We start from the raw sequence: 22,799 nt of genomic DNA, 5'->3' as shown, positions 1-22,799 counted from the left end.
TAGGTAAAACGCTTATACCAGTTATCACAGTTTCAAATAAAAATATATAAGCCGTTTAACTCTGGCAACTAGTCGGTAGCTTATCTTTACCTATTGTACCACTACATACCCATTGAATGACTTGTTGATTATTCAGTATGTTTATTTCGGGCGTTAATACCAGCGTTTTACCAGCGATATTTCCAGCATCAAAATTGATAATGATAACACCTGTATTTGGTGCGACTTTAACCCCATTCTTAGAAACGTATTTGCCATCAAGTGAATTAGCCTGTCTACCGATAACTCCTGTAACAGCGACCTCTGCTGCATTAGGGAAAGCGTTTGTTTTCCCATACATGTGCCGCTATCTCACTACGCAAACCATTAGAGACAGTAAAACCTTCGACTGTTTGAGATTTACCAATATAATTTAAATAACTGGGTATGGCGATAGCTGCTAGAATACCGATCATAGCGGTGACAATCATCAGCTCTATTAAAGTGAAACCGTTCTGTATTCTCATGATAGATCTTCCTTATTAAAAATTAAAAAAAGCCCTAGCAATTGCTAGGGCTTTTTTATACCTCAGAAGACTAGCAAATACGATCAGCAATTACTGACAGCTAGCAGGTAAGCGTGAAGCATCAATACCAGTAGTAGCAGCAGGCGCACACTTCCAGCCTGATATTTGGCCACCATTATTGGTAGGTTCCAATATCATAGCCTTACCACTATTTGAACCTGCGTCAAATTTCACAGTAATGACGCCTTTATCACCAACTGTAACGCCACCTGGAGCAAAATATTTACCGTCTAAAGCCTTGGCAGCAATTGGTGCAGCAGGTTTACCAGCAGCATAATCGGCAGTAGCTGGAAGAGCACCTTTATCTGCTACATAGACCCCTATATCACTTTGTAGACCAGAAGTCGCTGTGAATCCTTCTGATGCTTGTGCACGAGCTGTATAGTCTTGATAAGCAGGTAGTGCGATCGCAGCTAGAATACCGATAATAGCGATCACGATCATTAGTTCGATTAGGGTAAAACCTTTTTGTACAGTGTTCATAGACTTGTCCTTTTGGATAATATGGCAATAGAATTATTATCTAACTGCCAGCTATAAATATAATGTTTCTCTTGTTATAACTGTTGCAGATACTGTGCCAACTTTTTGTGATACTCTAAAAATACATTAGTCTCTTTAAATTGAAACCTTAGCATTTATTGTCTCTAGATTTCAGCCAATAGCTAGTCATTAATCGATGAATCTTGATATGTTTTACCGATTTCATAACATAAAGGCATCAAGCTAGAAGACGATGTTGCCAACTTATTGCTGAAAATTGTCAGTTTATGTAAATTGCCACTATGTACTATAATTTTAGCTGACAATTTTTGTCACTAGACAAAATTAAACTTATATCAAATATCAATCATTCCACTCATCGTCTGTACCACAATTCCTAATGCCACTAATGATACGGCACTTTATCCCTTGGTAATTAAGGGTTAAGCTACCGTCATTGGCCATTTGCGTCATTGGTATGGGGCTTGCTGTGATAGTCCACTGACTCGTTAGCGGCGTCGGGGTTATTGCCACTGTGTAGAGATCTGTACCTTGCCTAGGATAATTAACTGTTAAGTCTGTCAAAACAATACCTGCATAACGACCTTGCGCTAACTTTCGACTCTCAATCTCTGACGCAATATTGTGCATCTCACTCATCATATCAGTACGCTTGGTCTTGATGACATATTGTTGATAGCTCGGGTAGGCAATCGCAGCGAGTACGCCAAGAATGGCGACGACGATCATCATTTCAATTAAGGTGAAACCGTGTTGCTGTTTAAATACTTTAGTAATCGTAGACATTACCAACTCTCCTTTCCCGCACCGCAGTCCGTAGAAGTTATTTGCACCGTTCTATCTTTGCTCTGGCACCGTAACCCCTTACTACTTAGCATAAAGAGGTGCGCGTCAAAGCTTGTGAGGCTAGGACTAGGCTCAGCAAGCATACGCCATGAGTTTCCCGCGGTAGAAAAGCCAGTAGTGGCAGGCGCTAGAGTACCGTTCGTACTAGCATCAACTAGACTAATCCTATAACTGTAATTACCATTATTGCTACCCGCTGGCACATATATAGTTTGATTAGTAGGTGCGTCATCATAACCGTTACTGACTGTACCATCACTGGCTGTCTTTCTAGGCTGAAATCCTTTGTAAGTTAGAGCAGTGGCACGCCAACGATTAAGTTCTATCTCAAGCTGCTGCAGACGTGCTTGTGCTTGGTGCTCTGAATTGCGAACAACATACTGTCTGTACGACGGAATAGCTATCGCAGCCAGAATAGCGATGATAAAGACCACAACCATTAGCTCAATGAGCGTAAAGCCTGTCTGTTGCCTAAACACTTCTTTCTTCATATTGCTGTCTCATCAGTCTACTTCATACCATGTTTTTGGCTGAAGAGTAAATCGATCATTGAATATCAAGTCAGGAGCAGTACCACTTCCTGCAACAAGATCAGTAGCTGACAGGTTTTGATTTAAACCATACGGCTTTGATATTACGTCAAAAATACCCTTACCTGTATCAGAGCCGAAATTTACTCGATCATTTGCACGTTCTGCCAGAGTTCTGGTTCCGATAAGCAAGCGTTGGTTAGAAAGCGTCGAGCTTCGCGGCCCTAAAGTAAGCTCTTGAATACCCTTACCTGCTCTGACAAATCCGCCTAAGCCATTTTTGGAGGCATCATCAGTGCAAATACCATAAGGCAAACAATATAGTTGTCTCTCTGAACCACCAGTAATCTTAGCAGAACAAGAATCTACCGTTCCATAATTCATATCTGGATTATAGGCAGTCGTATATAAGAAGCTATCGATCACTTCAGACTTACCGACACCTTTGGTATATCTAACATTGCCATAACCGTCAAAGTTCGTTAACGGAATATACCAGCCATTCTTTGTTGTACCTTGTAACACTGAGATAGCAGTATTTTTTTGCGCTACTGTATAGCCCGTAGCGCTCAAAGTGCCGATAGCACTAGGCAACTCGACTAAATTACTACTTGCTGAATTATTGGCTGTCAAATCAGCTATTTTTTGACCGTTAGCATTGCTTGCTGTCGTAAAGTTGCTCGCATAAAAAATATTGTCCGCCTTTGTGACATCGGTATCCATTATGCCATAGAGTCTATCAGACTTACTAAGATCACGTATCTTAGATAAAGGTGAGCTACGATCACCCGATATGACATTTACGAGTGCAAATAAACTGCTGCTAACGGGGTTTCGGTAAAAACTGACGACTGGGCGCTCATAGAAACGATGATTGTACTTGGTATCAGAGCCAGTATAAGCACTTTGAAGAACTCGAGTAACTCGAGTGTTAGTAAAAGAGGTCTCAGGCGATGATGCTGTGGCTGTCGTAGAAGGCTTTACAAATCCTGCATTGGTAAAGTCAGCACGGAAGACTTGACCACCTAAATCTGCAAAATAGATATGATCCATAAAGCCATCATTGTCACGATCTAGCGTGGTCACGCCAGCAACGATACTATTTTTCATAGTAGGTACTGACGTTGTTGCCCCTGAGTCACTAGAAGCTGACCAGATGAGTGCGCCTGTTTTGGCATTAATGATATATACTGCGTTACCTTTGACAGAAGTTTTACCTGAGCATTCTTTTAGTTCTGAGTTAGTCACTCCTAGCTGAAAGCCTTCATATTCATAACACATATCATAACCACCACCGAATACCAGAACATCTGTTCCTTTATCACTAGCAGCTGTGCTCATTTTTATCTTAGCTTTAGTAGGCTTTTCCCAAATTTGGCCCATACGACTAAAACCTGAAGTCGCTGGCGTAATCGCAAACATCATACTTGGACTTTCGTTATTAATAAGGTTCAGGCCATATAAGGCCTCACCACCCATACGTAGGCCACCATAAGCATAGATGCCTTTATTATCTGTCGTGTCAATGTTGACGCGGCGAGCTTCAAAATCATACTTATAGTCCGCACTGACCAGCCAAGGTGCATCAATACCAAAATTAGGTGAACCCGTACTAGTCTTAGTAGCATCTTTCACTAATGCTGCTGATTTTTCGGGATCTATCAGCATCTCTCTTGGAATAATGACAAATTTTTCTTTACCACCATTCCCACTCGTACTGGCATTGTCAGCATTAACCAAATGCAGACCACCTTCCGATGAACCAAATAGTACATAATCATCACGAGTAGTGTTAACTCTACCATCTTCATCTAAGTTTGCTGAGTATGATACTGAAGCAGGAGTCGAGTGTATCGTCGCTCCTAGTACCTTGATAGGCTGAGTTGCATTGGCGCTCGTCAACGTCATATCCTTCACATTGACTGTTGTCGCTGGAAGATTGGCAAAACCTAAAAAATTTAGTAATTTTCTCAACGTCGCTTCATTATAGGTTGCTGTATCCACAAAAGATGTATTTGTTAAAGCAGCATTATTTACCAACACTTTACCTGCAGCATTGACACTCACCTTTTTCAATACTGGCTTTTTGCTAGTACTGTTTTCCCAATCTTCTACATATAAAGTTCTAACAGAGGCAACACCCGTCGATGGTGTACTTAGCTGAGAATAAAAACCACCAGACTCTACTTTGTCATTGGCGCCAGCATAGTTAGTGTCTGACCACAGATCCTGTGCTGCTGGGTTCAACTCCCCTGCTATATTTTTGAAGAGCTTAGTATTACTCTTACCATATAGCGTGCCTTCATTTAAACTATATTTCTTTAGGTTACCTTCCCAAATCACTGAGTTTTCAGCAACTTTGGGCTGTATAGTTGGATAGTAGGCGACAGCAAGCTGACTATCAGCACGATAGGGATCGTCTGGGATAATAATAGTTCCCGACGGTGTGGAAGGTAGAGTTTGATTCAAATCGCTTACGAAGGTTGTAATGCTATTAACGATATCCTCAGTAGACTGTGCTGAAAAGAAACCACCCTCACCAAATCCACCAACCCCTGGCAATGCTGCAGTTGTCTTTTCGCCCCAATTACAGGCATTTCTTGCGTCGATATCTGTGAATTTTGTGCAATTATAGAAATCTCGACTGCCAGTTTTACCTGTTTTTGGATTGGTATAAGGGAGTTTACGAATAATGCGATCTTCTGGATCTTTTTTCTTATCCGCCTCTCTATCAACATCGAATACTGAACCAAACCCAACCACTGCTGTAAATATTTCTCTATCTGTACCTAACGGATTAATCGTAGGGTCGCGCAACGCTTTGGCAAATGCGCCAACTTCAGCCATACCATTTCCATTCTGACTCCCATTCGGCAGCGTGACTGAGGATAGGTTAAATGATGAGGATCCCAAAGCCGATCTCATGAGAGGCAGAGGATTAGGGGAGCTGTTTGGTTCACCATCAGTTAAGAAGTAGATACCGCGTCCATCACAGCTAGAAGGTGAAGAAAGTGGACTGATATAGTTAGATCCAGATTTCGATGCTGTAACAGATTTAGCAAAACCACTGTATCCTAGCTCTGCTGCAGTTTTTACAGTCGTTTTTAATAGACAAGTTAACGAGCTAGCATTTTGGCACTGCGCAGTCGTAAAGCCAGCAGTACTAGTAATAAATGAATTAGTGAAATATTGTGTACAGTCTAAACCACTACTGCCCCATCTTGAGCATTCATAGTATCTATTATTATTGTCTATTCTAATGTATTCTTCCCTAGCGGAAGAATATGAAGCGGAAGTATTTTGCCCAGCATATAAGCACCTGCTTCTGCATAAGCATTAGCTGTTGGTGTTCCGTTACCCCCTCCAGCAGCGGCAACAGCAACTTTAATCTTTAAACGTTGAACATCATTTAGTAATTCTGCGGGTACCAGTATCTTGCCACTACTACCATCAGCATTCTTAGCTGTACCATTAGTATTAAACTCCACCACATTATCACTATTACTTTGGGAAGAAAACTGACCAATGCCAATAGCGACTTTATTGGGGTCTAGCTGGGTATTATCCATTAATGTAAAAATTGCGTCTTTTAAACGAGTAAGTCGATCATAAATGCGTACATTATTTTTATAGTAATAGGTGTTACCATTAGCAGTTCCAGAAATAAAACCATTGGTTGTTGGATTAACTATTTCAGTATCACATTCCGCAACGCCATAAGTAAAACTACCTGAGCCATCGCTTGCACCGCAGCTATACCATGTATTACCTCTTTTACGATAATAAAACTTCGTAGTCTCACAATAGTCTTTTCTGTATATAGGTACTGTATTCGAATTCTCAAAACCTTTGGTATAGTTTGTACCCACAGGAATATCACACGTAACAGCACTATTTACCTGATTTAGAGTCATACTACCGGATGTATCTAACATCATTGTGATGGTCGTCTTGCCACCTTCGGCTGCCTTATATATCTCTAAATCACCTATTTTTTTACCAGCTACATCAGCTTGTGCAACTGGCAAAGCAACCATAGCAGCCATGGCAACAACAAGATACTTCAAAGGTAACGCAACTTTGCCACTCATTGGCGATACAGTATTTAGTCGTTTCATGGCTTATATCCTTTATATAATGAGTAAACTGGTTACGGCGTAGTTTTGAGAACGCACTCTGCATTCAATGTACCTCTACCGAAAGGAATACATTTCGTAGAAGAAGAGATGTTTTCGACATCCGCTTGCTCATATAGCATTTTACTTGGAGTGTTGGCGGCGAGCATACAGTCGCTTAACGATTTCTTGCTACCAATCACATTGGCTTTAATACTGGTCTGTGCAAAACAATTGTCACCATTAGCTTTAGGTTCGCTGTAGGACGGTAACGCTGAAGCAGATCTGATATCGAACGTAAATTTTTACTGGTCCTATCCTCAATCTCTTTACCGATGACCATATGTCCAAATCTTTCCGCATTTGGGTCGACAGGTGCAACAGTCACGCTCATTTGAGTAACCACCGTTTGTCTAGCACTGGTATAGCCATCAGCGCTATTGTAATCACATATACCATTATTCAAACCACTCCAATAAGCTGTTGGATTGGCGGTCGTGCCCTTCACCATGATGGTAGCATTAGATGCCAAATACTTTTTGGTGCGCGGATTAAAGCAGTAAATAAATTCATTAGTCGAATTTTCAGGATTTAGTAAGAAATGACCAAACACGCCTGCCGCACTCGTTACATCAAGGTATTCAGTGGATGTTGAGCTACCATTCAGCATCATTTCGAGCTTTGATTGGCGCTATCTGAAGACTGCAATAATACTGTGTTGATCTGATCGCTCGTAGCAATCTTAAGATCAGTATTACTCTGTCTCACCGCTATAGCACCAGCTAGCATAATCAACACTAAGAATAGTAGCACTACTATCAACGTTGCGCCTCGCTCAGCACTCCGATATCCAATAGTCATTTTGACGTCTTTTATGGTTGAATTTGGTGAATAGCGATGGATCGTCATTCTTACTCTCCTTACCAGAGTTTAAAGGCTGGTTTTTACGTTGACTACACGAGCATTGCGTAAGAAGGTTGTTGTCTCATAAGTCGTACGTACTTGCTTCTGGCGCGCAGTGTCTGTCTTCAGTACATTATTTTGACCTAACAGCATGAAAGATGTTTGATCATCACTACCTAATATAGGAGTACTACCATGAACGATTAAACCTATTTTTACTGCTGTTATTGCTGGTTTATTAGCATCTATCAAATAGGCACTACTTGGTAAATACATGATTTGACCTGCATTACTACCCGAATCATACTGGGCACCTAACAAGATCTTGAACTGATCCACATTAGTAATAAATTCTTGACCAGCTTGACCAAAATTACGCGGATCTGTACCACTTATCGTTCTAATCTTGCCTGCTGCAAAATCTACCCTTCCAGCATCGCACGCTAGTACTAGGTTTTTAATAGCGCCACTACTGCTATCATTCGTAGCAGGTCGCAAAAGTAACGCTCGATAGCGATATCATTTACCTCAACTGCCGAGCCCTCACAATCACTGAACGGGCTACCTGTTATGTTAGTATATTGGATTGTCAGTTGATCACTAGGAACAGTAGTATTTGAGATGCCTGTCCATCCATTTGTACCGCTAGTAGGATCACCTGCGCGCCTTGTCAAATAACCAGTATCGGTATAAGGTGTGGTAGCAACCCCAAGGTTGGAACCTGTTAAGACGATACCACCTTTTGCAGTCGTTCCATCTATTCTATTAATAGGGTTTCCTAAATTAGCCAAGCGAACTTTTTTTTCTAATTGCTGTAGCCCAAACACACTAGCGTCTTGCAACTCGCTACCACTAGATTGCACGCTACTCGTCTTAACACTAATTACGTATATCTGTATAACAGCGGCTGAGACAATCAAACCTATGACTAATGAAATCATCAACTCTATTAAGGTAAAACCAGACTGATCGCAATTACTACGCTCATAACTGTTAAGGTTTGGCATCAGTAGGCCTCCATAATAAAGCACTCTGCACCATTTTTATAAGTGCCATTTGCATTGGCACAGGCATTCGCATCACTATCGCTTAGAGTTACAGTAGTATCACCCCAGCTAGCTACAAAGCATTGGCGCTCTTGATTACCTGATGTACCAGGACAGCCGTTAGGCACTAAGCCCAACTTAATATCATTTTGCACCGCATATGATTTCATCAACAAGCCATCACGTGCCCCTAGCTGCTCAATAGTACAGCTATCTGTGGCAGCAGGTGCTCCAGCTGTATTTTTACACAACTATCTTTTGTGATTGTGACACCATCTATCGTTATAGAATCAGTACTGCCATTTACAGCAGTTTTGAAAGCGCTTATTCCACCTGAGTTCGCACGTATTGTTTCCGCGCCTCCTCTCATAATAGTTAATGCTCGCGTACGCATGAGGCTTTCATCAGTAGCTTTACAGCAGTCATTTGCATAGCTGAAAACCCAAGCACTGCAACTGCTAATAGTAACAGTGCCACTAGCACCTCTACTAAGCCCACTCCATACTGGTTATTGATGTTTTTCATTAGCAAGTACCTCCTAACTTCTTGTTGCTAATGCTTGCTACTGTGTTAACTTCAATTTGTCGTGGTGTTACTACTGCACTGCTATCACAAATAGTATAAGTAACTTTGCCAACGTTAGATGTCACTTTATTTGGTTGAAAAGTCACCGCAGTTACTGTATTAGGATTGATAGATACTGTGCTTGTAGAATTAACATTATAAGTCGCCAACACAGTGCCACTAGTGTTCTGCAAGACAATGGTTTTGGCACTATTATTATATACGACTCGAATATCTTGACGGCGAATAACACTTTCGACTTTTGCCTCTTTTAACGCATTCTCAAGCGTCGCAGCCGTCGACTTAACACGCTGATTAGCAAGCTGTGTGCTAATACTAGGTGCAGCAATACTTACAATAATTGCAAGAACAGCAATCGTTACCATCAGCTCAATCAAGGTAAACCCTAAACTGGCTGTTCTTAGCGAGGTCGGTAGACTATTCATAGATGCGTTCACATCAAATCCCCTATTTAGCACTGCTAATGTCTGTCTCTGATCAGTTTTTTTTAAAATAACTAAAATCTGGTGTCAGTTTTGCTAATAATTTTATAGTTAGCTTAACTAATAATATGCAATTTTTGTTCCACAACATTCTGTTCATGTTATATACGGATGAACAATAATACGTACTTGATACACCAGTAAATATATATGTATTTAATAATATAGCGTTACGATGATATATTAGCAATATATTAACAATTTCAATTAGATAGATGATTTTTAGGACTGACTGCCATGAGCTAACGCATAGGCAGAAATATGATAATTGTTATGGCTTTGAGCATTTATGGTCACTGTTTGCTCAGATGAGATGAATGCACTTGCCAATGCTTGCAAGCTCGCGCCTGTGGTTGCGACATCATCGAACAATAGCAAGCGTTTTACCGGAGGTTTTTCTGTTAGTGCAAAAGCGTTGTCTAAATTGCTTAGACGTTCAGCGCGTGTGAGCCCTTGCTGACTGACCGTATCATCAATGCGCTCCACACCGTGCCATAGAGGAATTTGCCAATGCTTTGACAGTTGTGATGATAAAATACTGACAGGATCGAACCCTCGTTTCACTAGCCGCTGATTGGTCGTTGGCATGGCAACAATCACGCTATTATTACGATGACAGCCATGTGGCCGTGGTAGCTGGCGTAATGCATGTAACAACAATGGCAATTTTGTCATGTCTTCATGATGCTTAAACGCCCGAATCGCTTGACGGATTGGATATTCATAATAGGTGGATACTTGGATAGATAAGGATCTACCAGCAGCAATGTCAACATCAAAAGGCTGTGGCAGCCATGCGATACTATTATGGCAATAAGTGCAGAGTAGACCTCTATTTAAGCGGTGATTGATTTGATGAAAAATATGAGCAAATGAGGATGGATTGCTTGAAAGGGAAAATTCAGAATGTTCGCTCGATGCGTCATTACTATTAGCCTGTGAATGCTGCATCAATAGCTGAGACTGTGGTGTACTGCGATAAATACGGCATAGCTGGCAGCGTACACTTAAATACTCTGCCAGCCACAGTCCAGTTTGATAAGGCACTAAGCGGTGCATAGACTAGTGATTATCATAAATATGTTAAGACTCGCTTATATTAGAGGCCTTTCCAATCATTCAGTACGATACCGAAACCAATAGAGGTATTCTCATGATTATAATCAACAATGGACTCGCCATAACCTTGGAATAGCTGCACCATACCATTGACGTTTTCTGACAATGGATAGATATAATCGATTTGGGCAGCGCCTTTATTGGTGCTTGGATTGTAGCGCAAGGTACCGCTAATGCTCTGCTCGGCAGGCAAATCATATAAGAACTTGATATCGCCATAACCCATGTAATCTTCGATATCTGGGTTGTCATCGTCGCTACTGCTATCACCATTCACTCGAGCCCATAGACGCGGTATGACTGACAGCTTACCCCACTCGGCCCCTGCCATTAAATAAGCACGGTTCCACGAACGTGATAATGGATCATCCTGTCCATTAGAATGGTGCACAGCACCCGCGCCTAACATACGTAAACGCCCACCGAAAGGTAGGTCTGCCGTCACAGGCTGAGTCAAAAATATCTCAGGCTGATAGTCGGTAGCACGAAATGGCCGTGAATTGTCTTCGTTATACACCTGCCAATGTGACTCTTGGGTATAGCCGAACCACAGATCAGCGCTGGTATCGAATAGATCCTCTGCGACTTTACTCTTTAGAGACAACTGGAATTTTAGCTCTGTCTCACGTATGTCATTAGAGTCAAAAGGTTCAATTTCTTGAGAAGGGGTGCTTGGGCTTAAATTAGGATCAAAAGTATAAAACAATGGCAGCAGATAAGTCGGACGGTATGGTCTTACTGTCCAAGTACCGCGCTCACTGTTTTGATCGAGATCATATGCCAAACTGAGTGGTGTGTATTTTTCAATATCTGCTTGAGTGACACCCACATTTTCTAGAACTTGTGCTTCTTGCTGATTGTCTGTGACCGTATCCAAACTATTAGTAGCAGACTGTTGATTAGCAGTTGCGCTCTCATCACTAAAAGTACTGGTCGAGTTCTCTTCCACAAAAACAACTTGTGGATTACCCGAAATAGTCGTCTTGAATGTTTTTGCCAAATCAACTGGTTGTTTGGTCGTGGTGTAGCTTGGTGTTTTACCTTGTTCAGCTACCTTATCAAAACAAGCCAAACGAGCGGCACTGCTCTGCACTTGCGTACATTCAGAAAACAGCTTCGCTTGTTGAGCAATAAATTCTTTGCTGATTACTTTACCGCTCTGTGTGGTTACGCTCTGCGGCATCTCAACGGTTTCATATTCAAACGCCGCTTCTGGTACTGGCAGTTCGTTATAAGTTTGGCTATTGTCAGCTGCTTGTACTTGTACCGCCGTACAACTCAACGCGATAGCGACTGCGATACTCAAATGAGTATGTATCGTGCGACTACTGGCGTTACGACTGATTACATGAGTACGTTGTAATTGACGCTGAGTGGTGATGTGGGCAAACATAAATGTCCTTTATCTAACCAGCATTATCGCCAGCAGAGTATGTGAGTTAATTAATATAACTGTTAGCGTCGCCGCTAAAAAACTAGAAAAAATGAGAACATCAGAAGCAGTTATGACAAACTGATATACCCCTTCAGTATTGTTACTTTATTGTAATGAAAATATAATCACTATACTAGCGTTATCGATATATTAAATCTGCTTAAAAGACATATTGTGTGTAAAACCAAACGTTTAGAAGATATTATTAAAATAATTTTATGGGATGAAAAAGTCAGCGTACCATTATTGGCGTACGCTGGCTTTTTTTCATTATTAAGCTTTAGCAAAAGAATTACTCAGGTTATTAAGTACGGGTTGTGAGCCATCAGTTATTTAGCGTCGTTAAGGTTTGCTCAAACTCCACGCGACCGATTTCGCCCACTTGCTGATTAACCAATTGACCACCTTGATAATAGAGTAATGCTGGCGGGCCAAACAGCTTGTAGCGTGACAAAACGGCTTTGGAGTCTTCTGTAGTATCCGTGATATCAAGCCTCACCAGCTGCCAGTCTTGCATCTGTGCTGGGCGATTATGAAATAAATTTTTATCCATGATACGGCACTCAACACACCAATCTGCTGTCAAATCGACAAGGACATTAGGATATGCTGCAACAATCGTATCTAGCTCTGCAAGTGTGGTGATCGTTTTATCTGTCGCCGCACTATCGTTGCCCATCGGCTGACCAGTTGCTGACTGAAGCATCGTCGGCGTAGCGCTTAGCGAGGCTAATGGATGCAGGCTATCATCATTCCCTAATGCCGCGCCCACGATCAAACAAGCCGCCCAAATACCAGCGATCAGACTCATGGCTTGGGTTAACATGCGTCTTTTGCCAATCCAGCTCCATGCCCATGTCGCCACCACCATAAACCATAATGCCCAGACCATAAGCATCACTGGCGATATAAACACGCGCTCAACTAATAGCAATGCTACCGCGAATAATAGTAGCGCAAAGCCTTGCTTGACCCAGTTCATCCACTCTCCTGCTTTTGGCATGATTTTGCCCTGAGTAGCGCCGATTAAAATAAGCGGTGCTGACAAACCAAAACCCAGCATGAATAAGGCGGCGAAACCCAATAGCGGACTACCAATGGTAGAGACTGCTAATAGCGCGCCGAATAATGGCGCAGAGACGCAAGGAGATACGACTAATGCAGATAAAAATCCAGCAATCAAACTACCACCTGTACTACCAAGCTTGCTATCGCCTGCTTGGCTAAGCCCTGCATTTTTCGGCTGAGTGCTTGCGGTAAACGTATGGTAAAAGCATCCAGCATGTATAGCGCTAACAAGACAAAAACAATCGCAAAGCCAATCAAAATAATAGGATTTTGCAACCAGCCAATAATACCTAATGACTCGCCAAATACCGCAATCACAGCGCCCAAAATACCATAGGCAGTCGCCACACCAATCGCGTAACTGGTGGTTAGGATGACGCCGCGTTTGACCGTTGGGTCTTGCTCGCGGGCGACAATATTGGAAACGATGGGCAGCATCGGTAGGACACACGGCGTCAAGGCCAAACCTAGACCTGCTAAAAATAGCAATACCAATGCGAGCCAAGGATGAGACGCCAAACCAAAGGGATCACCATCAACAAGGTTGCTAGCATTTACATTCTCGCTATTGGTCGCGTCACTTGATACATTGGCGTTTGCTCCAGAAATCGTGGTCGTTGCAGTGCTACCATCTAAAGAGTCGTACTCCAAAGTACTATCATCGATTAGATCATAATCAATAACCTCATCATCCATCAGCGCTTGTTCTGCTTGCGCCGTGGTGCTACTGGTTGTTATAGATGTCGTCTCAGTATTCCCAGCAGATATCGTCGCATCAGTCAGATTGTCGCTCGCGGCCGTCGCCAACAGACGCACGTTCTGCCTCAGTGTTGGCATTACTTGTCGCGCTCTGTGACGATGCTGCTGTGATATTGACAGTGGTTTTGATTTTTTCAGGGGGATAGCACAATCCCGCTTTGGCGCAACCTTGCCAACCAATGACAACTGCTGCTTCATCGATGTTTTTGCCGTTGTTACTGGTCAATGTGGTAGTTGCGACCATATTGGCTTGATCAAACACCAATACCTTACCAAATGTCGGATCGTCGATTGAATATGGCTTTTGGTTAAAGGTAAAGGTGCCGCCGTCACGCCCGCAGGTAGCGTCAGTTTGATTTGATTTTTATAGACATAATGCTCAGGCGTGATATCAAACGCGATGGATAAACGCGTACCTGACTTGGTAGAGGCACTACTGCTACTCACCTGAAAGGCTTCATCTACTGGCAAAAATTTCGATTGCGCTGTATTTTGACTGCTGCCAAATAGATCACCCAATCCTGCCGCTTGCGCCGTCGTTGAGGTCGCTAACAACCCTGTCAATAGCGAGCCGCTAGCAATCACACATGCTAAGACATACGCTTTTTTTGCATGTGTATTTGCAGTCAATGATGCCGATTGTTGTGATGTCTTCATGAGCATGAATAGCTACCTGTCATTACCAATATTTGAATCAAACTTCTCAATACTTATCTACGTGTCGCAGCAATATTTACCTTAGTTTTGATCTTTTCGGGTGGGTAGCATAGCCCAGCTTTTGCACAACCTTGCCAACCAATGATAATCGGGGCATTTTTTGCACCTTTACCATTATTGGTCGTCAGCATCGTGGTGGCAACAACACTCCTTTGCGTAAATACAGGAACTTTACCAAAGGTTGGATCATCAATGGACACTGGTGCCTGATTAAAGGTAAATGGTGTCGCATTTATTCCTTTGGGAAAGCTTAACGCGAGCTGCTCTTTATAGACATAATGTCCTGGCGTGATATCAAACGTGATGGATAAACGCGTGCCCTTAGATGTGGCTTTGGTGCTGCTAGTCACTTGGAAAGCTTTATCCACTGGTAAAAATTTTGATTGGGATGCGCTACTACTATTAAATAAGTCGTTCAAGCCTGCCGCCTGTGCGCTGATTGATGTCATTGATAAAGCTGTCATCAACGAGGTGGTTGCAACAGTAAACGCAAGCACATGGAACTTAGTAGCGCGTTTATTGATAGCGACTGATTGTAGTGTTGGTATTTTTATTGACATAAGTTATTACCTTTGATGTTAGCTTCCAGTGACTGGCAGTACGGACATACACCTACTGATAAAACTACTGACCCTCAATACAAAGGTCATATCAGATGGTATTTATTTTACGTATCGATAAAAAATATCAACCAATAAAAAGATATTGGTTGATATTGATAGGTCGTTAATTGCACGATAGCAAGTGCGTTTAACGATATTTTATTGGTATAGATTTTTTAGATGCAGACAAAGCTAAATTCTATAGCTGAGCATAAAGATCCGCATCCTGACCTTCACCACCTTGCTGTCCATCTGCACCTAAGGAAAACAAGTCATAAGCTCGCCCTTCACTACCTGGCGACACATATTGCAATTCATTCTCCCAACCATCAGTAGGATAGCCACCTTTTATATAGCCGCCTTCAGGATAGTTTTTGGCGTCACTTGGCGGTGTGGTAAGCGCCTCTAACCCTTGCGCTGTCGTCGGATAGCGTGAATTGTCGACTTTATACATATCTAACGCGTTGGAGACGGTAGCGAGCGCGGTTTCAGTGGTTTTGACACGCGCTTTGTCACTTTGCCCGACTACTTTTGGGACGACCAAGCCTGCAAGAATAGCCAAGATAACGATAACCACCATAATCTCAATAAGCGTAAATCCCGATTGTCTAGACTTACCTATCAAGCTGCGATGTGTCATTGAATGGACTCTCTGATGGTCATTTACAATGCCACCATGGGCTTGAATATTATTATTGTCATCTTTGGTATTGGCACTTTTTGGGCTAATATTTACTTGAAGGGTGTCAGTCATAGTCATCGCTTTGGTCATCACAGTTATGTAAATAGTAAAAGTGGCGTTCTAGTAGCACTCATGCATTTAGGAGCTTATCAATAAAACCCTAAATTATTGTCACTATAAACCATGGTTTTATTTTTATCCAGCGCTGTGCTCAGATTGTCATTACAGTCAATACCAAGTAATGAGCAGCAACAAGTAATGAGCAGCAACAAGTAATGAGCAGCAAGTAGCAAGTAGCCGTCACCAAATAATCATCGATATTTATCACTATCGTTTTGACCCGCTTTCACTATAACGTGGTGCTTAGGTTTACCATAGCAAAAATCTTGCTTGGTCAACAATATACAACAGTAAGCAAATCTTAAGAAAGCTAACGTAGGGTTTAGCAAGATAGGGGATTAAGAGAGGATAAAAATACAGATAGTTGATAATTTGAGAAGAGCATATCGGTTGTTTTTCAGCTAGTCAGTTAACTATTGACTAGCCTGCCAAGTCATTCATATTAACGATTGGTAGCATCACTGCCATCACGATAATCATCACCACCACACCCATCAAGACCAGCATCAAAGGCTCAAGTAATGATAGTAAGGTACTGATAAAATTGGTGGCCTCCGCTTCTTGCATTGTGGCGGCACGACTGAGCATACTTTCAAGCTCGCCTGAGTTCTCACCGCTTTTGATCATTTGTACCATCATGGGCGGAAAGTAAGTGGATTTTTCGAGTTGGCTGGATAAACTTGAGCCTTCTGTGACCCTATCAGCAGCGCTCATGATCGTTTGCTTGATGTGCAGATTGGTCGTCACTGCCGCACCAATATGTAGCGCCTCAATCAACGGCACCCCTGAACGCACCAAAATCGCAAGCGTACTAGCAAAACGTGCCGCATTCAATCCCTTAGACAATCTGGCTAATATCGGTAGCCTGAGTACCATACTATCTATTGCCAGTTTCCCAGCCTGCGTTTGGGCAAAACGGTAAAACAAAAACGCAGTACCTGCCAATACCAGCAGCATTAACCACCACCACTGCGTAATGATATTTGATAACGTCAGAACGACTTGAGTAATCAATGGCAAGGCCTGTTCGGACTGCTCAAAGACTTTGACAATTTTGGGCACCACAAAACTCATCAGCCCCATGATCACGCCAATTGCCATAACCATCAGTACAATCGGATAGACCATCGCCCCTTGGATTTTTCTTTTGAAGGGCAAAGCGGTTTTCAGTGTAGTCGGCTAGCTGATTAAGGATTAAATCCAAGTGACCAGATTTTTCGCCTGCGGCAATCGTGGCAATATATAACGGTGGGAAGCTCGCGGCCTGCTGTAATGCTCGTGCTAAGCTTAAACCTTCGAGGACATGTGAGCGTACCGCCAGCATCAGAGATTTGATATGCGTCTTTGGCGATTGTTTAGCGACAGCAGCCAAAGTTTCTTCAAGTGGAATACCGGCCGCTAGTAACACAGATAACTGGCGTGTGAGTAATGCAAGCTCATAAGCAGATGGTTTTTTATAGCGGCTTTTGTTTTGGCTTTGTCTGTCATTGACCGCACTGACTTCGACTGGTGTCCACTGCTTATCACGCAGCTGCTGCCGAACTTGCCGAGCAGAATCCCCTTCTAGTAAGCCTTTTTGGACACTACCTTGGTCGTCAAGCGCTTTAAAATGATAAGCGGGCATAGCGGCAGATATCCTAAAAAAAGTCACAGGTAGGGGTTTGGATGTATGGCTTAACAAAAGGGTAATGTCTATAAAAACTATCTATAGTGAATTCAGTATAAAAACGATACAGTGGGACTGGGATAAATTTTTCGCAGCATCGAGCAGCATAGGCACAGCACGCAAGGAAAATTTAGACCAGTTCCACCTTGATATATAATGTATCTGTTTTATTTAGGATTGACTATATCAAAGCGGCGTTGAGTCATTACTGTCAGGCATCAAGCCTTGTAATAATAAAACATCCAAATGCTGCTGCTGTAACTTTTTATCAAAATCATTGACCTCAGCGATCAGCATTCTCTCAATGCGTTTATCACTTGCAAACACACTCAAGCGCGCACAAATCACTGCCAATTGATAGACACGTTTTTTACAATACCCATCCAGACCTTGTAACAGCCTGACCATGTGCGGCGTCTCAAGACTAGCATAGTCATAATCAGCAACGACTTGCTGACCGAGCGCTGCCACACCATAACTGATAGATAAGTGCGCGCAAAAATAACAGCTGAATAAATACCCAACCACGTGACCGATATAATACCCCCGATCATAGGTAAAGCTGCTCACGCCAAAGTGACCTAGCACGTAGCTATTGAGACTGCCTTGATCGCGGATTGGCTTGCCATGTTTTAGCTTACCGACAGTGGCAAAACACAGCGGGTTGCGCCCATCCTGCGTGGTAAGCTGCCAACCTGCTGGCTGCTGCGCGGGCATATGATGCACGATATCTGCAATAATATCATCGACCACGTGCAGCTGCTGCCAAAGTCGTTCAAGCATTTCTGTATCCATCAAACCACGCTTATCAAGCTGCTGAGCAAGCAAATACTGCTGATATTCTGCAAATTGTGATTTGAGGGTTTGTACTAAATACGTGGGGCGCGTATTGGCGGATGCCATATATAGCAGTCGAGTGCGCTCGTGCTGGCTATGATAAAGAGCCACACGCTGCGCAGCCACGTTTGACTCATTGGCAGTAGGCTGTATGGTTGATGTATCGGTGTCAGGCTGTTCGCTAGCGCCTACTTCATCAATGCTCTCCTTGGTATCTGACAAAGTAAATAGCGTTAATAATGCCGCTTTATCAGGCATTTCAGCCGTATTAGCTAACATCGTTTTGCTAGCATGCACGTTATCTTGCGCATTAGCTTTATCAGATTTCTGTTCTTTTTAGCAGTTGCAGTAGTACCTTGGTGGCTATTGGCTTCTGTACTTGGCTTTGCGGTCGGTTCAGTCATAACATACCATCAGCAGCAAAAATAAACATCGTCTCGATCCTCTTATATCACTGGTATACAGTCACATATTATGCGTCAAATATGAACGCTCACACCTCGACGACTCATTATTCCATAGTACCTGAACACAAGCGCATTGTCAGCCTTGCCTAGCCAAAATAGCGCCAGTTGACTGCCAAGTATTTTACCTAGGCAAATGCTAGATATATATCAATCAAAAAAAGCGTTAAGGATACCTTGGTCGCCTTAACGCTTTTAATAAATGAACACTGAGGACGTTAAAATAATAACTTATGCAATCTTTTGTTGTTGATACTGTTTACGGTACGCTTTTGGTGAGACACCATAAACGCGTTTGAACGCCTGACTAAAAGTTGAATCTGACGCATAGCCCACCATATCGCTGATACGGCTGATACTATTTTGCTGTAAGCGCAAATAGCGTGCTGCCAAACGCAAGCGGTAATCAATCAAATAAGTGAGCGGCGGCATCCCTACCGTGTCTTTGAAGCGCTGAGCAAAGCTCGAGCGCGACATACCTGCCACCTCTGCAAGCTTATGAATGGTCCAGCTTTGACTTGGCGCCTCATGCATCGCTGCAAGCGCCTTGGTCAAAAACGGATCTTTCATGGCCTTTAGCCAATTCTCAGTCGCCTCAGGTAAGCTTTCAATATAAACGCGCAAACATTCAATCATCATGATGCTTGCCCAATGATTGATCACAGCTGTTTTGCCCATGCGTTCGCGCTCAGACTCCAAGGTCAAAAGCTTGATCTCCACATCAATTACCTCAAACCGACCATCAGCCGCATCATTGAGCTCAGGCAATATCGGTGGTAACACAGATAGTAGAGGGCTAATCATCTCTTTATCGTATTTACATTCAATCAAAATCAATGAGGAATTAGGATCGCCATTGCCATCAATCTCAAGCGTGCGATCTTGACAATTGGTCAGTAATTCATCGAGGGGTTCAGCCACGTCACCATGATGATTGAGTGCATAGCTTACGTGCTTATGCGCGTTCGGGATCATAATCATATCACCAGCACGAGCTTCGCGTAAGACATTGCCAACGTCTATACAAAACCACCAGACATCACCAAGTAAAATAAAATGGTGTCTTTTCTACTCATAGAATAAGACCAATTGCCAGCACCATTCAAACGATAATACTTGGTCTCAAATAGGTGCACATTCTGTAGCAATACGCTCAATGCGTCCATCAATCAGTTCCTCAATAATACAGGGTCAATAACAACAAATCTTAAAAAGGCGGGTGTGTATCCAAAATGCTTTAAATTTTTTCGATCTAGCCAATACGATGTCTCAATCAGCAGGATGCATCAAGACCTAAGCATAATGCCCGATTTAAAACATGATGTCTATTTACTCATAAGCAGTACTAATAAATTGTAGAGTAGACACAGTCGGTTTAGGTTTTTGAAGAAAAACCTATCGCAAAATTGATATGAATAAGAAGTCAGTGAATTGTTAAACAATCAAAAGTTCAGAAAGCTTTAACCGTTTAATATTATAGGATAATACAGAGAAATAGAAATCAAGCAGGCACAAAAACGCCAACAGTGGCGAGTGCTATTTATTCGATAAGGTTTAGTATAAAGATAGGATTTATATGCAGACAATGCAAAATAAAATGGGGCGACTGATGGGACTCGAACCCACGACAACCGAGATCACAACCCGGGGCTCTACCAACTGAGCTACAACCGCCATAACTATTGCCAAAAGAATAGGCAAGATTTGCAGGCTAAATGGCGCGCCTGGCAGGATTCGAACCTGCGACCACCTCCTTAGAAGGGGAGATGCTCTATCCAGCTGAGCTACAGGCGCTCTTAGAGGACTTTTATATATATCATTCAGTCTATAATATAACTTTTACTATATCAGAAACTAAATCATTATACATAAAAAAAAAAGCCTGTAAGGCTCTTAAAATAGATGGTCGGAGTGATAGGATTCGAACCTACGACCCTCTGGTCCCAAACCAGATGCGCTACCAAACTGCGCCACACTCCGAAATTCTCTATTATCACGATAGTTTGTTAATTAACTCGTTGTTGGCAATGCCGCTAACTTGTTAATGTTCCTCGCTATCGAGGTGCACATATTAAGGGGTAAAGGCGATTGTGTCAACACCTATTTTCGATTAATTTTAAATAATCTCTAAATTCTTTCAAAAGGCATTCTTATAAAAATAGTCTCTTTAAAAACCTTCGTTAATTATGATTCTTATGATTGATGGAATCATTATTTTTCATTCAAATTCGCAGGTAAATCACCGTTGACCATACCTGTCAGCACATCAAACGGTATTAGCCATAAATCCGCATGGTTTGAGTGGTTACTGTTAGTACCATCGCTAATGTCACTGCTAATGTTACTTTTATTATCGCCATTGTCACGATAAATCTGCTGCTTAAGCGCCACTGGTCGTCTCTTGTCTCCTAATACAGGATATACCATCCAACCTTGCCCTGCTTGATAGGCCTGTGCATAACTGGTCAACTGATAGGCATCACTGGCAGTAATAGCACCAGCATGAGGCAGATATTTCCATTTGATATCGATGACGTGGCTATAGCAATCGTTTACTGTCTCTTTACTAACCGCGGTGTCACTCTGATTTTGGTTATTATCATTATCAGCCGTTTTATATATCAGCAAATCTGGTCGTATCGATACGCATGCTTGACCCTCGCTATCATTGAGCCAGACACTTTGGGTTTGATAAAAGCACGATAATGGCTACTCACTTGCTGAAACATCGACGCGATACGCTGACTCGCCCACTGTTCAAACGCCTGATTCATATCGATCAATAGACACAATCTTGGCTGAGGTAGGTTTGGTCGAGTGGGGTCAATACCATAACCTGTCGATGCATTTGACTGCTGTAACAGCCAATAAGCTAGGTCTACCAACTGCTGTGCGGCTTGCAACTGCTGTTTTTGTAATGGCAGGACGCTTAACTGCTGTTTTGCTTGAGTATATATTGACGCTAGCCGCTGTCGTTCACGCTGGTTTAGCCCAAATAACGGCTGCCATGGCCGTAAGAGCGGTGTACATATAGATCTAGGCAGTAACGGCATCAGCAATATCAATGCGCTCTTAATCAAGCGATTGGCCAACATGTCTTGACTGAGCACACTACGCTCACAGACAAACTTATGCGGCTGCATACTATTGTAGCGAAGCTGCTCTTTGATGAGCAGGCGCCCTTGTAGCGATGATTGGTTATTGATCTGCGCCTGATAGTGCTGGGTTGGCTGATAGTGAGCCAAGCGCTGCAAAAACTGCTCTAATAACCAGTCTGACAATGGCTGAGCCTCTACAGATAATGGCATTGACTGATCACTAAATTGACCTAGGTTTTTCATGCTAGGCAGCTTACGACTTTGACGCGCATCAAGACGAGTTAAGTCAGATAACATGCCTTGTACCCAGTGACGAGTCTGAGCAATATTATTATATCCAGTGGATTGATTCAGTTTTGGCAATAGCTCAAGTGTCATACCACTAGGCAAAGGATAATTCCTATATGATGCCCAACCTTGAGTTGCCACTGTCCTTGTTTACGCTTGATGGTAAACACGGCAAATTCTTGCGCCATTAGCCAATGAAAGTCAGAGACATGCGCGAAATCGTGGGCTGTGAGGCGTTGATGTTCAAATACCGTGATAACATTTGCTACGAGAGCCTGACTGTTAGGTATACGAGCATAAAAACTGTCTGCATTAATATAGTTTCTTTGCGCATAGTATTGATTATGAGTTCTCACTAAACAGCCAC

24 protein-coding genes, 3 tRNA genes and 2 pseudogenes are annotated in these 22,799 nt (G+C 42.5%); all 29 read right to left on the bottom strand.

The genetic code is table 11. The features are described 5' to 3' along the window. Positions 1–55: 55 nt before the first annotated feature. The 29 genes and pseudogenes from PKHYL_RS01895 to PKHYL_RS01755 all read right to left on the bottom strand — a co-directional run bounded on the left by PKHYL_RS01895 (position 56) and on the right by PKHYL_RS01755 (position 22,788). Positions 56–340 carry a pilin gene (locus PKHYL_RS01895; protein WP_240365851.1) on the bottom strand — a complete coding sequence of 95 codons (285 nt, stop codon included), beginning with the start codon at positions 338–340 and terminating at the stop codon, positions 56–58. Next, complete coding sequence (locus PKHYL_RS17030; protein ID WP_269778219.1) at positions 312–506, bottom strand: pilin; 195 nt, start codon at positions 504–506, stop codon at positions 312–314. Before PKHYL_RS17030 ends, PKHYL_RS01895 begins: the two co-directional genes overlap by 29 nt. A 90-nt stretch (positions 507–596) precedes the next feature. After that, positions 597–1,049 carry a pilin gene (locus tag PKHYL_RS17935; RefSeq protein WP_332835917.1) on the bottom strand — a complete coding sequence of 151 codons (453 nt, stop codon included), beginning with the start codon at positions 1,047–1,049 and terminating at the stop codon, positions 597–599. Between the two features lie 363 nt (positions 1,050–1,412). Further along, the gene (locus tag PKHYL_RS01875; RefSeq protein WP_240365850.1) at positions 1,413–1,856 is read right to left on the bottom strand and encodes a type IV pilin protein; all 444 of its coding nucleotides are present in this window, start codon (positions 1,854–1,856) and stop codon (positions 1,413–1,415) included. Further along, entirely contained in the window at positions 1,856–2,407 is a 552-nt protein-coding gene (locus tag PKHYL_RS01870; protein WP_240365849.1) for a type IV pilin protein, read from the bottom strand. Before PKHYL_RS01870 ends, PKHYL_RS01875 begins: the two co-directional genes overlap by 1 nt. A 12-nt stretch (positions 2,408–2,419) precedes the next feature. Continuing rightward, on the bottom strand, positions 2,420–5,293 hold the full coding sequence (locus tag PKHYL_RS01865) for a pilus assembly protein PilY (RefSeq protein ID WP_240365848.1): 2,874 nt from the start codon (positions 5,291–5,293) through the stop codon (positions 2,420–2,422). 404 nt (positions 5,294–5,697) lie between these two features. Next, positions 5,698–6,564 carry a hypothetical protein gene (locus PKHYL_RS01860; protein ID WP_240365847.1) on the bottom strand — a complete coding sequence of 289 codons (867 nt, stop codon included), beginning with the start codon at positions 6,562–6,564 and terminating at the stop codon, positions 5,698–5,700. A gap of 32 nt (positions 6,565–6,596) precedes the next feature. Then, entirely contained in the window at positions 6,597–6,731 is a 135-nt protein-coding gene (locus PKHYL_RS17025) for a hypothetical protein (RefSeq protein ID WP_269778218.1), read from the bottom strand. A 29-nt stretch (positions 6,732–6,760) separates the two neighbouring features. Continuing rightward, entirely contained in the window at positions 6,761–7,234 is a 474-nt protein-coding gene (locus PKHYL_RS01855; RefSeq protein WP_240365846.1) for a hypothetical protein, read from the bottom strand. Between the two features lie 257 nt (positions 7,235–7,491). Continuing rightward, positions 7,492–7,962: a PilW family protein gene (locus PKHYL_RS01850; RefSeq protein ID WP_240365845.1), complete on the bottom strand. Its 471-nt coding sequence runs from the start codon at positions 7,960–7,962 to the stop codon at positions 7,492–7,494. Then, positions 7,914–8,471 (bottom strand): PilW family protein, encoded by a 558-nt coding sequence (locus PKHYL_RS01845; RefSeq protein WP_240365844.1) that lies wholly within the window; start codon positions 8,469–8,471, stop codon positions 7,914–7,916. Before PKHYL_RS01845 ends, PKHYL_RS01850 begins: the two co-directional genes overlap by 49 nt. Next, positions 8,471–8,761, bottom strand: coding sequence for a hypothetical protein (locus PKHYL_RS01840; RefSeq protein ID WP_240365843.1), 291 nt, complete (start codon positions 8,759–8,761; stop codon positions 8,471–8,473). The genes PKHYL_RS01845 and PKHYL_RS01840 overlap by 1 nt, the downstream gene beginning before the upstream one ends. Then, positions 8,701–8,880 (bottom strand): hypothetical protein, encoded by a 180-nt coding sequence (locus PKHYL_RS18445; protein WP_442966142.1) that lies wholly within the window; start codon positions 8,878–8,880, stop codon positions 8,701–8,703. The genes PKHYL_RS01840 and PKHYL_RS18445 overlap by 61 nt, the downstream gene beginning before the upstream one ends. 5 nt (positions 8,881–8,885) lie before the next feature. Continuing rightward, entirely contained in the window at positions 8,886–9,035 is a 150-nt protein-coding gene (locus tag PKHYL_RS01835) for a prepilin-type N-terminal cleavage/methylation domain-containing protein (protein ID WP_240365842.1), read from the bottom strand. Beyond that, positions 9,035–9,520, bottom strand: a complete 486-nt coding sequence (locus PKHYL_RS01830; RefSeq protein ID WP_093067499.1) for a GspH/FimT family pseudopilin — start codon at positions 9,518–9,520, stop codon at positions 9,035–9,037. The genes PKHYL_RS01835 and PKHYL_RS01830 overlap by 1 nt, the downstream gene beginning before the upstream one ends. A 279-nt stretch (positions 9,521–9,799) precedes the next feature. Continuing rightward, on the bottom strand, positions 9,800–10,624 hold the full coding sequence (locus PKHYL_RS01825; RefSeq protein WP_240365841.1) for a ComF family protein: 825 nt from the start codon (positions 10,622–10,624) through the stop codon (positions 9,800–9,802). Positions 10,625–10,676: 52 nt separating this feature from the next. Continuing rightward, positions 10,677–12,089, bottom strand: coding sequence for a phospholipase A (locus PKHYL_RS01820; protein ID WP_240365840.1), 1,413 nt, complete (start codon positions 12,087–12,089; stop codon positions 10,677–10,679). Positions 12,090–12,456: 367 nt separating this feature from the next. Next, positions 12,457–14,621, bottom strand: a pseudogene (gene dsbD / locus PKHYL_RS18440) (protein-disulfide reductase DsbD). A gap of 47 nt (positions 14,622–14,668) precedes the next feature. Beyond that, a complete protein-coding gene (locus PKHYL_RS01800; protein WP_071002393.1) occupies positions 14,669–15,235 on the bottom strand; it encodes a protein-disulfide reductase DsbD domain-containing protein in 567 nt (188 codons plus the stop codon). Positions 15,236–15,476: 241 nt separating this feature from the next. Then, positions 15,477–15,917 carry a type II secretion system major pseudopilin GspG gene (gene gspG, locus PKHYL_RS01795; RefSeq protein ID WP_058025683.1) on the bottom strand — a complete coding sequence of 147 codons (441 nt, stop codon included), beginning with the start codon at positions 15,915–15,917 and terminating at the stop codon, positions 15,477–15,479. Between the two features lie 582 nt (positions 15,918–16,499). After that, positions 16,500–17,703 (bottom strand): annotated as a pseudogene (gspF, locus tag PKHYL_RS01790) (type II secretion system inner membrane protein GspF). A 228-nt stretch (positions 17,704–17,931) separates the two neighbouring features. After that, positions 17,932–18,879 carry a hypothetical protein gene (locus tag PKHYL_RS01785; RefSeq protein ID WP_240365837.1) on the bottom strand — a complete coding sequence of 316 codons (948 nt, stop codon included), beginning with the start codon at positions 18,877–18,879 and terminating at the stop codon, positions 17,932–17,934. 398 nt (positions 18,880–19,277) lie between these two features. Next, entirely contained in the window at positions 19,278–20,069 is a 792-nt protein-coding gene (locus PKHYL_RS01780; RefSeq protein WP_240366476.1) for an AraC family transcriptional regulator, read from the bottom strand. Positions 20,070–20,644: 575 nt separating this feature from the next. Then, a tRNA-His gene (locus PKHYL_RS01775) sits at positions 20,645–20,720 on the bottom strand. Between the two features lie 42 nt (positions 20,721–20,762). Continuing rightward, positions 20,763–20,840, bottom strand: a tRNA-Arg gene (locus PKHYL_RS01770). A 109-nt stretch (positions 20,841–20,949) separates the two neighbouring features. Continuing rightward, positions 20,950–21,026: transfer RNA gene (locus PKHYL_RS01765), tRNA-Pro, on the bottom strand. A gap of 231 nt (positions 21,027–21,257) precedes the next feature. Continuing rightward, the gene (locus PKHYL_RS17015; protein ID WP_269778215.1) at positions 21,258–21,674 is read right to left on the bottom strand and encodes a 5-methylcytosine restriction system specificity protein McrC; all 417 of its coding nucleotides are present in this window, start codon (positions 21,672–21,674) and stop codon (positions 21,258–21,260) included. Further along, positions 21,668–22,534, bottom strand: a complete 867-nt coding sequence (locus PKHYL_RS01760) for a 5-methylcytosine restriction system specificity protein McrC (protein ID WP_269778214.1) — start codon at positions 22,532–22,534, stop codon at positions 21,668–21,670. The genes PKHYL_RS17015 and PKHYL_RS01760 overlap by 7 nt, the downstream gene beginning before the upstream one ends. Then, on the bottom strand, positions 22,519–22,788 hold the full coding sequence (locus tag PKHYL_RS01755) for a hypothetical protein (protein WP_240365836.1): 270 nt from the start codon (positions 22,786–22,788) through the stop codon (positions 22,519–22,521). The genes PKHYL_RS01760 and PKHYL_RS01755 overlap by 16 nt, the downstream gene beginning before the upstream one ends. Positions 22,789–22,799 lie beyond the last annotated feature (11 nt).

Source organism: Psychrobacter sp. KH172YL61 (assembly GCF_007182895.1).
Taxonomy (GTDB): Bacteria; Pseudomonadota; Gammaproteobacteria; order Pseudomonadales; family Moraxellaceae; genus Psychrobacter; species Psychrobacter pacificensis.
Note: the sequence above shows the minus strand (reverse complement) of the source record. Positions and strands in the feature narration are given on the sequence as shown.